The organism is Roseisolibacter agri, from assembly GCF_030159095.1.
GTDB classification, from domain to species: Bacteria; Gemmatimonadota; Gemmatimonadetes; order Gemmatimonadales; family Gemmatimonadaceae; genus Roseisolibacter; species Roseisolibacter agri.
The window spans coordinates 623,598-638,251 of the sequence record NZ_BRXS01000002.1 but is presented as its reverse complement, the minus strand read 5'-3'; the positions used below and the strand labels follow the sequence as shown (position 1 = coordinate 638,251).

10 protein-coding genes are annotated in these 14,654 nt (G+C 71.8%); all 10 read right to left on the bottom strand.

The annotated features are described in order from the left end of the window. Positions 1-10 precede the first annotated feature (10 nt). Positions 11-2,266 carry a type VI secretion system Vgr family protein gene (locus rosag_RS07550; RefSeq protein WP_284349458.1) on the bottom strand — a complete coding sequence of 752 codons (2,256 nt, stop codon included), beginning with the start codon at positions 2,264-2,266 and terminating at the stop codon, positions 11-13. Positions 2,267-2,336: 70 nt separating this feature from the next. Beyond that, a complete protein-coding gene (gene tssH, locus rosag_RS07545; RefSeq protein WP_284349456.1) occupies positions 2,337-5,087 on the bottom strand; it encodes a type VI secretion system ATPase TssH in 2,751 nt (916 codons plus the stop codon). Between the two features lie 135 nt (positions 5,088-5,222). Beyond that, positions 5,223-6,440, bottom strand: a complete 1,218-nt coding sequence (gene tssG / locus rosag_RS07540) for a type VI secretion system baseplate subunit TssG (RefSeq protein WP_284349454.1) — start codon at positions 6,438-6,440, stop codon at positions 5,223-5,225. After that, the gene (tssF, locus tag rosag_RS07535; RefSeq protein WP_284349453.1) at positions 6,422-8,335 is read right to left on the bottom strand and encodes a type VI secretion system baseplate subunit TssF; all 1,914 of its coding nucleotides are present in this window, start codon (positions 8,333-8,335) and stop codon (positions 6,422-6,424) included. Before tssF ends, tssG begins: the two co-directional genes overlap by 19 nt. A 16-nt stretch (positions 8,336-8,351) precedes the next feature. Further along, complete coding sequence (gene tssE, locus rosag_RS07530; protein ID WP_284349452.1) at positions 8,352-8,858, bottom strand: type VI secretion system baseplate subunit TssE; 507 nt, start codon at positions 8,856-8,858, stop codon at positions 8,352-8,354. Positions 8,859-8,874: 16 nt separating this feature from the next. Then, on the bottom strand, positions 8,875-10,782 hold the full coding sequence (tssA, locus tag rosag_RS07525) for a type VI secretion system protein TssA (RefSeq protein WP_284349451.1): 1,908 nt from the start codon (positions 10,780-10,782) through the stop codon (positions 8,875-8,877). A gap of 161 nt (positions 10,783-10,943) precedes the next feature. Next, on the bottom strand, positions 10,944-11,660 hold the full coding sequence (locus rosag_RS07520) for a type VI secretion system accessory protein TagJ (protein ID WP_284349450.1): 717 nt from the start codon (positions 11,658-11,660) through the stop codon (positions 10,944-10,946). Positions 11,661-11,696: 36 nt separating this feature from the next. Then, positions 11,697-12,200: an Hcp family type VI secretion system effector gene (locus rosag_RS07515; RefSeq protein ID WP_284349449.1), complete on the bottom strand. Its 504-nt coding sequence runs from the start codon at positions 12,198-12,200 to the stop codon at positions 11,697-11,699. Positions 12,201-12,316: 116 nt separating this feature from the next. Continuing rightward, positions 12,317-13,798, bottom strand: coding sequence for a type VI secretion system contractile sheath large subunit (tssC, locus tag rosag_RS07510; protein ID WP_284349448.1), 1,482 nt, complete (start codon positions 13,796-13,798; stop codon positions 12,317-12,319). Next, positions 13,791-14,312, bottom strand: a complete 522-nt coding sequence (tssB, locus tag rosag_RS07505) for a type VI secretion system contractile sheath small subunit (RefSeq protein WP_284349447.1) — start codon at positions 14,310-14,312, stop codon at positions 13,791-13,793. The genes tssC and tssB overlap by 8 nt, the downstream gene beginning before the upstream one ends. Between the last annotated feature and the right edge of the window lie 342 nt (positions 14,313-14,654).

Below are 14,654 nucleotides of genomic sequence, written 5' to 3'. Positions count from 1 at the left end.
CGACTGCGCGTCAGTTGATCATCGTGATGCCGCCCTTCGCGACCAGCATCCCGTCGCCGTTCACCTGCGTCATCGGGCTCTTCACCGTCGCCATCGCCATCCCCTCGACCTTCGTCATGATCCCCTTCACCTGCACGCCCGTCTGATCGAGCTTGACCGAGCTCGCGCCGACCTTCAGCTCGATGCCCTGCAGGGCCTCGATCGTGATCTTTCCGAGGGCCGCCTTGATCGCGATGTTGCCCATGCTGACGGAGATCGTGTAGTTGCCCATGTCGACCTTCGTCTCGTCGTTGCCCATCTGGACCTGCACCTTCTGATTGCCCTTCTGGACGACGATGGTCTGGTTGCCCTCGGTGACCGTCACCTTCCGATCCTTCTGGATCGTCGTCGTCTCGGTGCCCTTCACGTCCAGGGTGCGATTCCCGTCCTTCAGGGTGATCGCCTGATTCCCCTTCTCGAGGGTGATCGTCTGGTTCCCCTCCTTGAGGGTCTCCGTCTGGTTGCCCTTGTGGATCGTGAGGGTCTGGTGCCCCGTGTCCAGCGGCTTGTCCTTCGGCTGGTTCTTGAGATCCGTCGTGCAGTGCCGCGTGATGAGCGTCGTGCGATCGCGCCCCACCGTGCGCGTCTCGTCGTTCTCCACCATCACCTGCAGGTCCTTCTCGGCGTGCAGGTAGACGTGCTCCGAGCCCTTCTTGTCCTCGAAGCGGAGCTCGTTGAAGTTCGCCGTCCCGCCCTGCATGGTGCTGCGTGACTTGATGCCCGACTGCGTCTTGTTGTCGGGCAGCGTGTAGGGCGGCATGTTGTCGGCGTTGTACACGCTGCCGACGATGATCGGGCGGTCCGGATCGCCCTCGAGGAAGTCGACGACCACCTCCTGCCCGATGCGCGGCAGGTGGATCGCGCCCCAGTTGCGCCCCGCCCACGTCGTCGCGACGCGCACCCAGCCGCTGCTGTTCGCGTCGTTCTTGCCGGCGCGGTCCCAGTGGAACTGGACCTTCACGCGCCCGTACTTGTCGACGAAGATCTCCTCGCCCGCGGGGCCGACGACGACCGCCGTCTGGCACCCCGACACGTGCGGGCGCGGCGTCGCCTGCGGCGGCCGGTACGGCAGCGCCGCCGGGATGCACGCGAAGCGGTTCTTGTACAGGAAGTCGCCCGAGCCCGCGGTCACCAGGCTGCCGCTCGTCGCCTCGTGCTCCACCTCGAGCACCACGTACTCGCCGTCGCCGTCGCCCTGGTCGTCGAGCGTGAACTTGTGGCCGCTGGCGATCTGCGGCGCCGTGCTCGCGCCGTGCGAGCGCAGCGCCAGCGCCTCCTCGGCGCCGATGCGCAGGTCCACCGTGCGCTTGTTGTCCTGGAAGATCTTCTGGATCTCCGACGCCTGCACGCTGCCGCCCGACGCGACGCCGTCGAACCGCTTGGCGTAGCCGCCGGGATAGTCGTAGAGCTCCAGCGTGGAGTTGTTGCCGACGGCCAGCTTGTGGCTGACGCTGCCGACCTGCACGCTGTCCACGACCTTCGCCTCCGCCTCGAGGTGCTTGTGCGGCAGCTCGAAGGTGTGGTCCCACAGCGTCGCCTTCCCCGCCGTGAGCGCCTGCTCCTTGTCCCACAGGTAGATGCGGTCCTCGGGCCGGATGCCGCCCTCGGACGCGAGGTACTTGATGGTGGTCGCCCCCGGCACGGCGGCGTGCGCCGTCGGCGCGTTGCCGAGCACCAGCGAGTGCTGCCCGTCCGCGTGCTTGAAGAAGTAGTAGATCCCCTCCTCCTCCATCAGCCGCGACGCGAACTCGAAGTCGGTCTCGCGGTACTGCACGCAGAAGTCGCGCTTCTCGAACGCGCCCTGCAGCTGCGGCGCCGCGTCCGTGCCGCCGAGCACCTGCTGCAGGATGTCGGGGACGCTGAGGTGCTGGAAGATCCGGCTCTGCCGGCGCCGCGTGAGCAGCCAGAGCTTGGGCACCAGCGACACGCGGTAGCCGGTCACCGACACGTCGTTCTCCACCGCCGCCGTGCCGCCCTGCGTGACGCGGTTGATGATGCCGTTCCAGTAGCGGTGCTTCTTGCCGGGCATCAGCATCGACACCGTCGCCGGCTGCCCGAGCAGCCGGTCGAACGCGACCGCGGTGGTGTGCGGCGCGAGCAGGTCGACGGTGAACTCGAACAGCCGCGACACCCCCTCCGTCCCCTTGAACGCCGCGACCTCGAAGGTCTCGGCGCCCAGCGGCGTGGTGATCCGCAGGATGGGATCCGGTCTGATGTTCCCAGGCATGGACGGAGAGGGCAGCGGGAAGCGGTCGTGAGTGCGGCGTGGAGCGGAGCGCGTCGGCGGCGGCCGCCGGTCAGGCGGTGGCCGTCGCCGTCGCGGGCGTCGCCATCGAGTAGGCGCCGCCGTGCGCCGCGGGCGTGACCTCGTAGGCCAGCTCGCCCGCGTCGTCGACGCCGACGCGGATCGCGCCAGGGCGCTCGCCGCTGGCCAGCGTCTCCAGCAGCAGCCGCGACACGGTCGGCAGCATCGTGTTGGTGAGGATGTTGTCGACGTTGCGGGCGCCGCTCTCGACCTCCGTGCAGCGCGCCGCGACGGCGCTCACCAGCGCGTCGTCGTACACGAGCGCCACCTTGTGCGTCTCGCGCAGCCGGCGCTCGATCTTCCGCAGCTTCAGGCGGACGATCTGCTTCAGGTTCTCGTCGCGCACCGGGTAGTACGGGATGAGGACCATGCGGCCCAGGAAGGCCGGCTTGAACACCTTGTCCAGCTCGGGCTTCAGCGCCTTCACCAGCCCGTCCGGCGACGGCGCCGTCTCCGGGTCGCCGGTGAGCGTCATGATCGTCTCCGTGCCGGCGTTCGTCGTCAGCAGGATGATCGTGTTCTTGAAGTCGATCTGGCGGCCCTCGCCGTCCTCCATCACGCCCTTGTCGAACACCTGGAAGAACAGCTCCAGCACGTCCGGGTGCGCCTTCTCGACCTCGTCGAGCAGCACGACCGAGTACGGGCGCCGGCGCACGGCCTCGGTGAGGACGCCGCCCTCGCCGTAGCCCACGTAGCCCGGGGGCGAGCCCTTGAGCGTGGAGACGGTGTGCGCCTCCTGGAACTCGCTCATGTTGATCGTGATGATGTTCTGCTCGCCGCCGAACAGCAGGTCGCTGAGCGCGAGCGCCGTCTCCGTCTTGCCGACGCCCGACGGGCCCACGAGCATGAACACGCCCTTCGGCTTGTTCGGATCCTCGATCTTCGCCGCCGTCGTGCGCACGCGCTTCGAGATCATCTCCAGCGCGTGGTCCTGGCCGATGATGCGCTGGCCGACGTGCTTCTCCAGCTCGAGCATCATGCTGACCTGGTCGCGCATCATCTTGCCGACCGGCACGCCGGTCCAGCCGGAGATCACCTCGCCGACGATCGACGCGTCCACCGCGACGCGCACCAGCGGTGTCTCGCCCTGCAGCGCCTCGAGCTTCGCGTTCAGCTCCGCCAGCTCGGCGCGCAGCGCGTCGGGCGTCTGCTCCGGCGCGGCGCCGTTGCCGGCGCCGTTCCCGGCGCCGTTCCCGTTGCCGTCGTGCGCCGCCTCGAGCGAGCCGCGCACCGCGCGGATCTTCTCGACGAGCCCGCGCTCCTCCTCCCAGCGCGCGCTCAGCTTCGCCAGCTCCGCCTCGACCTCGGCGCGGCGCGTCGCGATCGCGGCCAGCCGCTCGCGGTGGTCGTGGCCGAGCGCGGTCTCGCGCTCCAGCACGCGCGTCTGCACCGCGAGGTCGTCGAGCTGCCGCTGCGCGTCCTCGACCGCCGGCGGCGTCGCCTGCTGGCCGAGCGCGAGGCGCGCGCACGCGGTGTCGAGCACGCTCACCGCCTTGTCGGGCAGCTGGCGGTCGGGCAGGTAGCGGTGCGACAGCCGCACGGCGGCGTCGAGGCCGTCGTCGGTGATGCGCACGTTGTGGTGCGACTCGAGCGCCGGCACCACGCCGCGCAGCATCGTCAGGCAGAGGTCCTCGGTCGGCTCCTCGACCTTCACGAGCTGGAAGCGGCGCGACAGCGCGGGATCCTTCTCGAAGAACTTCTTGTACTCGGCCCACGTGGTGGCGGCCAGCGTGCGCAGCTCGCCGCGCGCGAGCGCCGGCTTCAGCAGGTTCGCGGCGTCGCCCTGCCCCGCCGCGCCGCCGGCGCCGATCATCGTGTGCGCCTCGTCGATGAAGAGGATGATCGGCGTCGCCGAGTTCTTCACCTCGTCGATGAGGCCCTTGAGGCGGTTCTCGAACTCGCCCTTGATGCCGGCGCCCGCCTGCAGCAGCGCGAGGTCGAGCGAGCGCAGCGTCACGTTGCGCAGCGGCTCGGGCACGTCGCCCTCGGCGATGCGGCGCGCGAAGCCCTCGACGACCGCGCTCTTGCCCACGCCCGCCTCGCCGACGAGGATCGGGTTGTTCTGCCGGCGGCGCAGCAGGATGTCGACGAGCTGCCGCACCTCGAAGTCGCGGCCGAGCACGGGATCGATCTTGCCGGCTTTCGCCTTCGCCGTCATGTCGACGGTGAACTGGTCGAGGTTGGGCGTCTTGCCGCCCGCCTTGGGCGCGCCCGGCGCGCCCCCCGACGCCGGCGCCGCCGCGCTCCCCATGCCCAGCTCCGCCGCCGCCTCGGGCGACGGCGCGGTGATGGTGGCGAACTCCTTCCGCAGCACGTCGGCGGGGATCTTCTCGAACTCCTTGCTGATGTCGGCCGCAAGGCGCGACAGCTCGGTGTCCGACACGAGCACGAGCACGCAGTGGCCGATGCGCACCTGCGGCGCGCCGAGGTCGATCGAGCCGACCGTCCACGCCTCGGTCAGCATCTTCACGAGCGTGGGGCTGAGCGACGGCGTGCGCGCGTTGCCGCTCTTGAGGCGGTCGAGCCCGCGCGCGAGGTCGTCGGCCAGGCGCGAGCGGTTGACGCCGAAGTGCTTGAGGATCTGCGCCAGGTCGCCATCGGTGCTGTCGAGCGCCTTCGTGAGGAAGTGCTCGATCTCGACGTCGTAGTGCGTGCGGGCCAGGCAGAGCCCGGCCCCAGCCTCCACGCAGCCGCGCGTCGCGGGGTTCAGCTTCCCGATGAGGGACTTCAGGTTGACCGACATGGCGTCTCCGGAAGAGCGGGGGCGGGTGGAACGACGAGTGAAGCGTCGAGTGAAGCGCGAGTGAAGCGAGCGGATGGCGGAACGGACAGCGGGCGGTGACGGGCCAGAGCCCGCACCGCATCGAACGTCAGGGAGTCAGCAGAGCGCGAGCACGGTGTCGTCCGGGTCGCGCGGCATGGGGCGGCTGGCCAGCCAGGAGCCGCGCCCCAGTCGGGGCACGCCGGCGGGCGCGCCAGCGGGCGCGGCCTCGCCCGCGCGCGCATGGCGCGCCACGGGCGCTCCGAGCGTGCAGCCATCGACCGCATCGCGCAAGAGCACGAGCTGCGCATCCACGCCGACCTGATCGTCTGCGTACAGCCGCGCCAGCGCGACGAGCGACGCGTGCGCGTGCCCGCCAGGGAGGAACGCATCGAACTGCTCGCGCGTGAGCGGGCCGAGGCGGAGCCGCACGCGCGCCTGCGCGTCCCACGCGGCATCGCCCAGCACGCCGAAGCCGAGGCGCCCCGCGTCGCGCGGCTCGCCGAGCGTGCACTGGCCGCCGGCGTCGACGTGGCGCCACTCGCCGACGAACTGCTCGACCTCGGCCGGCACGTCGAAGTAGTCGCCGACGAGGCGCGAGAGCCCGTCCGCGGGGCGCCCGCGGTGCGCGAGCAGCCCGGCGTAGAACGCGAGCGCCTCGTCGCGCGCGGGGAGCCGCTCGCGCAGCCCATGGAGGCCGACGCCCGCGAGGTCCAGCAGGTGCTCGTAGAGGCGGTCCTCGCGCCCCGTCTCGTGCGCGGTGGCGTAGTGGCCCTGCTCCCACGCGCGGTAGTAGAGCGACAGCGCGCGGTGGTGGAACAGGTCGAGGAAGTCGCGGAAGGCCGTGTCGCGCGCCCGCGCGCGCGCCGCCGCGTGCTCGGTGTAGACGTGCGGCAGCACACCCTGCGGGCCGGTGAGCCCGAAGAAGTTGACGGCGAAGCGCGCCGGCGGCCCGTCGTCGCGCGCGTCCGCGTCGTCCACCGACGGCGGCACGTCGAGCGCCTGGATCTCGCTCGCGGGGAAGCCGAGCGACGGGTGTGCCGTGAAGCGCGCGACCTCGTCGGCGGGATCGGCCCAGCCACCCACCGGCGCGCGCCCCGCGCGCAGGCGCGTCAGCAGCCGCACCGCCTGCACGAAGGCGAAGCTCGTGGGCTCGCGGCGCATCGCGCGCAGCAGCGCGGTGCGCGCGCGCGCCGCGCGGCGCGCGTCCTCGCGCGCGTCCACCTCCGCGGCGGCCGCGCGCGGGTCCGCGTCGGCCGGCGCGGCGACGGCGGGCCCGTACGCGGGCGCGTCGGGCCCCGCGGTCACACCGCTCGTCACACCAGCGTCCGACATCCGGCCCTCGGCGCCCACTCGCGCAGCACGCGCTTGCGCTGCCGCGATCGCACGGTGAGCTGCGTGAAGCTGTTCATCGACGCGTAGAGCGCGAGGAAGCGCTCCAGCACGTTGGCGAACACGAACAGGCCCCCGCCCGGGAACTGCTCCTCGTCGAACTCGATCTCGACGCGGCGCCCGCGCGCGAACGCGATCCCCTGCGGGCCGATCACGCGCGCGAAGCTCGGCGCCGCGTCCACGCGCACGAGCCCCTGGATGTGCCGCTCGCCCGCCGTCGAGTCGCCGGCGTTGTGCAGCCGCAGCAGCTCGCGCAGCGCCTCGCGCCCCTCCTCCACCAGCGACAGGTGGTTGAGCGAGAGCGTGGACACGAGCCGCCACATCAGCGGCTTGCCGAGCGGCGGATGGATGACCGGCGTCGGCTTGACGATCGCCATGATGCGCCGCACCGGGCCGCCCTGCGCCAGCTCGAAGTCGCCGCGCTCGTCGACGCCGAACGGCAGGCGGCTCGGCAGGTCGCCGTTGAAGCAGGTGAGCGTCAGCGACGCCACCTCCGCCTCGGGCGCGCGCACGCGGCCGCTGAGGTCCGCGAAGCTGAGGTGCACGTCGGTGCCGCGATCCGTGCGCCATCCGCTGGCGCGCCGCATCGCGTGCCAGAAGATCCCGCCCTGCGCGTCGCCGCGCCCGTGGCGGAACGCGTACAGCGGCTCGATCGGCGTCGGCTCGCCCTTGCCCGTCGCGACGCCCACCACGCGATCCACCGACCACGGCTCGATCTCGAGGCGACGGCGCACGTCGGGGATGACGACGTACTCCGGCTGCCGCTCGGTGAGCAGGATCGGGTCGGCGACGTGCTCGAACAGGTTGACGACGGGCGTGCAGCCCAGCCGCACCGCGCGCGGCGACAGCCCGACCTCCAGCACCTGCCGGCGCTCCGCGCGCTCGAACGGCGAGATGACGAAGAACAGCTCCGCGCGCGGGCCCGCGTCCAGCGTGCGCAGCGCGCGCGCCACGCCGTCGACGTCGGCGAACAGGAACTTCTGCGGGAACGCGAACAGCTCCTGCAGCAGCGCGTAGCCCGCGAACGCGCGCCGCGGATACGGCAGGAGCGTGTCCTCGGGCTCGAAGCCGACCGGGCGGATCGCGTCGGGCGGCAGCACCACCGGCGCGCGCGAGGGCTGGTCGGGGTCGCGCACGACGACGCGCAGGCAGTTGTTCAGCAGCAGCTCGTGCAGCGTGTCGGCGACGTTCGGCTCGCCGGCGAAGTGCAGGCGCAGCACGTCGAGCGTCGACCCGCGCGGCGCGCCGCCGTTCCCGTTGCCGGCATGGCCGTTGGCGCCGTGGCCGTTGGCGACTTCGAGCTCGCCGAAGCGCAGCCCCGGCAGCGTGCGCAGCTCGAGGCGCACGGTGCCCACCGCCTCGCCCAGGCGCACGCCGCCGCCCACGCGGTCGGCCGACGTCCACTCCGCCGCCGACACCGTGCAGGGCCACAGCGTCGTGTCGTACGCGGTGCGGAAGCGGCACGGCATCCCCTGCACGGGGCGCGAGCGCAGCTCGCTGCCGCGCGGCACGTGGAAGCCGCCCGGCAGCTTGCCCAGCTCCGGGTCCAGCTCCAGCTCGACGAGCGACATCGACGGGATGGGGCGCACGTACTGCGGGTGCAGCACGTCGAGCAGCGCCTCCGAGATCTCCGGCAGGTCGTCGTCGATGCGCGACTGCACGCGCGCCGTCAGGAAGGCGAAGCCCTCCAGCAGGCGCTCGACGTGCGGGTCCTCGCACTTGCCCGGCTCGAGCTCCAGCCGCGCCGCCACCTTGGGGTAGCGCGCGGCGAACTCCGCGCCCATGCGGCGCAGATACGTGAGCTCGCGCTCGTAGTACAGCAGCAGATCGTCCTGCACGGGAATGCGGCCTCCGTCAGCGCGCGGGCGGCGCGTCCGCGCCCACGTCGTACACCCCGCTCGCCACCTCCAGCACGGTGTCGAACACGACGCGCTCGGGACTCGGGTCCATGCGCAGGATCGCCTCGACCGAGAAGCGGATCTGCGGCACCGAGCCCCGCGTCGTGTCCACCATCTTCACGCGCGCCTCGGCCAGGCGCGGCTCGAAGCGCTGCAGCGCCTCCTGCAACATGACCTGCAGCTCCTTGCGCCCCTCGGGCGTGCCGATGGCGAGCCCCGTGGTGTCGGGGATGCCGAACTCGAACACCGAGTCCTGCAGCGCGGCGTACTGCGCGGGCACGGCGACGATCGAGCGCCGCGTGTTGAGCAGCCACTCGACGTCGCGCTGCACCGACGCGCGGAAGGCGCGCGCCGACGCGTCGAACGTCGTCGCGGGGTCGACAGGGCGCGCCGGCTCGGGGTCGGTGAGGCGGTCGAGGAGCGAGGGGAGGACGGAGCGCTCGAGCTCCGTGCGCGGGGGCACGTGCGGCCGCCCGGGCTCAGGCGCCGCGCTGCAGCGCGATCGCCTGCAGGGGATCCAGGCGGCAGACGCGCAGATACAGCTCGTTGCGCTGATCGGCCGCGTAGCTGTCCTCCAGCTTGTCGATCACGCGGCAGAGCAGCGCCATCGGCTGCGCCACCAGCGGCCCCGACTCCCACGTCTCCAGCGACCGCTCGTCGATCTCGGCCACCAGCTTCTCGAGGATCGGGCGCGCGACGGCGGCGAGGTTCCCCTCGACCATCACCCACGCGATCTGCGTCTGGCGCACGAAGCGCCCGCGCGGCGAGCGCTCGCGCGCCAGCTCGGCCACCAGCAGCTCGATCGCCTTGTTCGGGCGGCCGGCCACCAGCTCCGCGCGCGCCTGGGTGAACGGGTCGCGCGGCGCCGCGGTGGCGCCCGCGGTGGCGACGCGCGGCCGGCGGCGGCCGCCGTTGCTCGTGCGCGCCAGCCCGCCGTCGTCCGCGGTCTCGTCGTCCTGCGCCAGCGCGTCGTTCAGCGCCTCGGTGCCGTCGCCGAACTCCACGTCCCCGGCGTCGCCGGCGCCGTTGGCGCCGGCGCCGTGCAGCCCCTCGGCCTCCAGCCAGGCGCGCGTCTCGTCGTTGGCGGTGGGCGTGTCGTCCATGAGCGTCATCTCCGGCAGGCGCGGCAGCGCGGCGAGCAGCGCGCGCAGCTCGCCGCGGATCGCGGCGCCCACGGCGGCGTAGCTGCCGCCGAGCTGCGTGCAGGCGGTGAGGGCGTAGCGCTGCAGGTCCAGCCAGCCGCGCCCCTGCGGGCTGGCCATCAGCGACTCGCCCTGCTCCAGCAGGTCGGCCCAGCGGCCGTCCAGCAGGAGCGTCTTGAGCTTCGCGCGCGCCGGCGTGGGCGGCGCGTCCAGCAGCTTGGGCTCCACGTCGCCCGGCGTCGCCAGCAGCTCGCCCCAGCGCAGGCCGCGCAGCATCAGGTACGGCGCGGGGTTGGTGGGGTCCTGCTTGCGGAGGAAGCGCGCGGCCGCGGCCACGCGCGCGGCGGCGTCGGCGGCGTTGACCGGCTCCACCGGCATCCCGCCGTCACCGGCGGTCCACCCCTCGGGCGGCGCGTACGCGCCCACCTCGTCGCCGCCGATCGGCGCCTCCTCGATCGGATCGGGATCGGCCTCCAGCTTGATCGCGAGGGTGCCGCTGGCCATCCGGTCCAGCTCCTCGAGCGCCTTGCGCAGCTCGCTGAACGCGGGCGCGTCGCGGCCGAAGCGCTCGTCGGCGACGATCTCCAGCGCGTCGAGCGCGTCCTGCGCCAGCTTCACGTCGGCCACGAGCGCCTTGTAGAAGGCCTTGCCGGTGGCGTTGACCGAGCGCTCCGCCTCCTCGGGCAGCCGCTTCCCCTGCTCGGCCGCCTCGCGCCGCTTGAGCGTGTTCTCCTCGTGGCGCTCGGCCTCCTGCTCGGTGGGGATGGTGCGCGCCACCGTGTACTCTACGAACTGCAGCCCGTCGGTCGCCACCGCGACCATGCGCGCCGGCACGGCGAGGCGCGAGCCGACCCACTCGAGGGGGCCCGTGCGCAGCTCCAGGTCGTCCTCGTCGAGCTCCGGGTAGCACGTCTCCCAGAACGACGCGAGGAGCCCCTTCAGGACGCCGAGACCGGTCGCGAGCCCGCCCAGGCCGTCGCGGCGCAGGAGCGCCTCGGTGAGCCAGGCGGCCAGCTGGAGGTCCTTCGTCTCCTTCTCGAGGAGGAGCGTCGCGAGGGCGATGACCTGCGGCCAGTCGGCGAGCTTGCGCTCGGTGGCCAGCCCGCCGGTGGGCAGCTCCATGTCCTCGCGCCGCGCGTCCTTGACCTTGTCGTAGCGCGGGTCGTAGCGCAGGTCCTGGCCGGCGGCGTTGTCGCCGGGCACGGGGGTGAGGAGCGCGTCGACGAGCGCGGCGTTGATCGGCATGTGCGGCGGGAACGACGAGGGACGACGGGGAGGATAGACGACACCGGCGACCCGAGCGCGCGGGACGCCACGGGGGCGTCGCGCGCTCGGGCCGGGAATGACGCGACGGGACTACCGCACGTTACACGCGGGGCGGCACGTGCGCGGCGCGGGGTTCGGCGCTACGCCGGCAGCTCGACGGGCGTGATGGTCAGCTCGCGCACGTCGATCAGCGGGACCAGCTGGTCGTCGATCCGCAGCAGCTTCTGTCCCACGGGCGCGTAGTCGCCGTCGGGCAGCTCCTCCCAGTCGGTGGCGCGGCCGAGCCGGATCTCGGCGTCGTCGTGGCGCCAGGCGGCCGGGGAGAGCGCGGGCAGGAGGACCTCGCCGAGCTCCATGTCCTTGACGGACGGCCCGGTGGCGACGCGGGCCGGCGCCCAGCGGACGTCGCGGAGCCGCTTGGGCGGCTCGAGGCGGATGGCCGCGAGGTGCGCGAAGGGGATCCAGAGGTAGCGTCCCCCGGCGATGACCTCGAGGCGCGCGCCGAGGCGGGGATCCGCGTCCTCGATGGAGAGGAACGGCCGCCCGTTGACGGTCCCGGCCACCGGTCCGGGCGCCGGCGCGCTCGGAAAGTCTCCGGTGGCGAACATGTGCTCGCGCACCCGCTCCGCCGTCAGGGCGGCGCGGTACAGCAGCGTGCCGGCCTCGCTCTGCGCGCCGGCGCGGGCGAGGACGTCGAGGTGCTTCTCGGCGCGGTCGTACTGGCCCGCGAAGGTCAGCAGCTCGAAGAGGAAGGTGCGGCGCTGGGCGTCGGTCGGGTTGTCCCGGACCTCCGTCCCCAGCGCCTCGATCGCCGAGTCCAGCCGCCCGGCGGCGTACAGCTCTCGTGCGGTGGGCATCGGCGTGTGCGTGGTGATCCTTCCTGATGCTTGGCGTTACTTCGACGAGACGGTCGTGATGTTCCAGGCGGCCTGGCCCATCGGCTTGACGTCGCCCTTCTTGGGGTTCTGGCCCCAGTACTCGATCTCGACCTTGCCGAAGGCGAGCGAGATCGACTCGGTCGGCGAGTCGTCGCCGCCGGTGGAGCCCGACCACTGGATCGACTCGACCATGACGTCCTCGAACTTGTAGATGAGGAACGCCTTCTGGCCGGCGTCGCCGCCCGCCTTGCGCATCGTGACGGTCGCCGTCTCGTAGTGCTGGCCGGTGGCGCAGCCCTGGAACAGCAGGGCCGACGACTTCTCGGTCTTCTTCATCGCGTTGAAGGACGAGACCGAGACCTTGCCGCCGGTCAGGCCGCCGCTGGCGGAGCTGACGGTCGTCGGGTTGGACGCGCCCCAGGAGAACGAGAAGATCTCGATCTTGCCTTCCATGCCCTTGGCGGTGGACTCGCCGGCGATGTCGGGGCCCTTGATCTCGAGGAAGGTATCAAATGCCATGGTCGTATCCCGCGGGTGGTGAGGGTGGTGGGAGCAGCAGCGCGGCGCGCGGAGCGCGCGCCGCGTCGGGCGGGGCAGGGCCGGTCATCCGCGAGCGATGACCGGCCCTGCGTGCATCACTTCGCCGGCGGGGGCAGCTCGGCGACGAGGCGCATCGCGATGGAGATCTCGTCGAGCTGGTAGTGGGGCCGCAGGAACGCGACCGCGCGGTACACGCCCGGCTTGCCCGGCACCTCGACGACGTCCACGCGCGCCTCGGAGAGCGGCTTGCGGGCCTTGATGATGCCCGGCGCGTTCTCGAGCGCGACGTACTGGTTGATCCACCCGTTCAGGAACGACTCGATCTCGGTGCGCGACGTGTACCCGCCGATCTTGTCGCGCATCATGACCTTCAGGTAGTGCGCGAACCGGGACGTGGCGAAGATGTAGGGCAGCTGCGCCGACAGGCGCGCGCTCGCGCTGGCCGCCGGCTTGTCGTAGACCTTCGGCTTCTGGGCCGACTGCACGCTGAAGAACGCGGCGTTCGGCGTCCCCTTCTGATGCACGAGCGGCGCGAACCCGAGGTCGGCCAGCTCCTTCTCGCGGCGGTCGGTGATCTGCACCTCGGTCGGGCACTTCATCACCAGCTCGCCCGCGTCGGTGCGGAAGTTGTGCACCGGCAGCCCCTCGACCAGGCCGCCGCTCTCGACGCCGCGGATCGACGCGCACCAGCCGTAGAGCGAGAACGCCTTGTTGACGTTCGCCGCCAGCGCGTACGCGGCGTTGCCCCACAGGTACGCGTTGTGGTCGGTGCCGTCGACGCGCTCCTCGTAGTTGAACGCCTCGACCGGCACCGTCGCGCTGCCGTACGGCTCGCGCACGAGCACGCGCGGCGCCGTCAGCGCCACGTAGCGCGAGTCCTCGCTCTGGCGGAACGCCTTCCACTTGGCGTACTCCGTCGTGTCGAAGACCTTCGCGAGGTCGCGCGGCTGGTCGAGCTCCGAGAAGCTCTCGAGGTTGAACATCGCCGACTCGGCCGCGGTGATGAACGGCGCGTGCGCGGCCGCCGCCACCTGCGACACCTTCTCGAGCAGCTCGATGTCCTGGCCCGTCTTGTCGAAGTAGTAGTCGCCGACGAGCGCGCCGAAGGGCGTGCCGCCGAAGACGCCGTACTCCTCCTCGTACACCTTCTTGAACAGCGCGCTCTGGTCGAACTCGGGGGCGCGCTGCAGGTCACGGAGCAGTTCCTTCTTGCTCACGTTCATGACCTTGATCTTGAGCGTCGTGCCCGTCTCGCTCTGCGAGAGCAGGTACTTCAGCCCGCGCCACGACGCCTCGAGCTTCTGGAACTCGGGGTGGTGGAGGATCTCGTTGAGCTGGATCGAGAGCAGGTGGTCGATCTGCGCGATGCGCGCGTTGATCATCGTCTCGGTGTCGCGCGAGACGGTCATCGACCCCTCGAGCACCTGCGCCACGAACTGCTTGACGAGGTCCTTGCCGCGCTGCTGCGTCTCGACGTCACGCCCGACGCGCCCGTCCTGGACGATCTGGTCGAGGAGCGAGAACTCGGCGTCGGCCGTGTAGCCTGCGGCCTGCTGGCCGGCCTGGGTCTCAGCCATTGTTGCCGCCCTCCGTGATCCCGAGCTCCGAGCGGAGCTTGTTCATCTTCTCGGCGTCGCCGAGGGTGGCCTGCAGCACCTCGTCGAGCTTCTCGTTGGTCTGCAGCGAGCCGCGCAGGTCGGCGAGCTGCGTGCGCAGGTCGAGGAGCTCCTTGAGCGGCTTCACCTGGCGCGCGACGGCGTCGGGCGAGAAGTCGTCGAGGCTGCGGAAGTTCAGGTCGACGCCGAGCTTGGGCGCGTCGGCCTCGTCGCTGAGCTTGTTCTCGACGGTGAAGGCGAGGTGCGGCTTCATGCTCGCGAGCACGTCGTCGAAGTTGTCGGGGGTGACCTCGACGAACTTCCGGTCCTTGAGCTTCGCCAGGGGCTCCGTCGGCTGGCCGGTGAAATCCCCGAGCACGCCCATCAGGAACGGCAGCTCCTTCATTTCCATGGCGCCACCGGTCTCGACCTCGTAGGAGATCTGGATCCGCGGCGGGCGCACGCGCTCGAGCTTCTTCTGGGTACTGTCGGCCATGAAGGACTCCTGCAGGGATTGCACGGGGATTGCGTAGGGAGAGCGAGTGCTCCCCCCACTAGCGTCCGGGCGCACGCAACGACGCGGCGGTCGCGCCGAGAGGCGCGACCGCCGGCCGTCGTGTGCGAGACGGCCAAGGGCGCCCCAGAGTGTAGCCGTGTGACAATGAAGTCAAGCGAATCCGCGCCACAGTCGCGCCCAACGGCGCGCGCGCGTGCATTCGTGACGGCATTGGCCGGCGCTGACGCTTGATTCTGGCCGCGCGCGCGTTACGGCGCATAGGTCATTCGACCCGCTCCGCGCCGCGCGCGGCCGCGCACGGCCCGGAACTCGCGCTGTACT

Excerpts from the sequence above, each read along its gene's own strand:
- tssA (WP_284349451.1), bottom strand. The coding sequence starts at position 10,782 with ATGCCGATCAACGCCGCGCTCGTCGACGCGCTCCTCACCCCCGTGCCC.
- tssG (WP_284349454.1), bottom strand. The coding sequence starts at position 6,440 with ATGTCGGACGCTGGTGTGACGAGCGGTGTGACCGCGGGGCCCGACGCG.
- tssH (WP_284349456.1), bottom strand. The coding sequence starts at position 5,087 with ATGTCGGTCAACCTGAAGTCCCTCATCGGGAAGCTGAACCCCGCGACG.
- tssB (WP_284349447.1), bottom strand. The coding sequence starts at position 14,312 with ATGGCCGACAGTACCCAGAAGAAGCTCGAGCGCGTGCGCCCGCCGCGG.
- tssC (WP_284349448.1), bottom strand. The coding sequence starts at position 13,798 with ATGGCTGAGACCCAGGCCGGCCAGCAGGCCGCAGGCTACACGGCCGAC.
- rosag_RS07550 (WP_284349458.1), bottom strand. The coding sequence starts at position 2,266 with ATGCCTGGGAACATCAGACCGGATCCCATCCTGCGGATCACCACGCCG.
- rosag_RS07520 (WP_284349450.1), bottom strand. The coding sequence starts at position 11,660 with ATGCCCACCGCACGAGAGCTGTACGCCGCCGGGCGGCTGGACTCGGCG.
- rosag_RS07515 (WP_284349449.1), bottom strand. The coding sequence starts at position 12,200 with ATGGCATTTGATACCTTCCTCGAGATCAAGGGCCCCGACATCGCCGGC.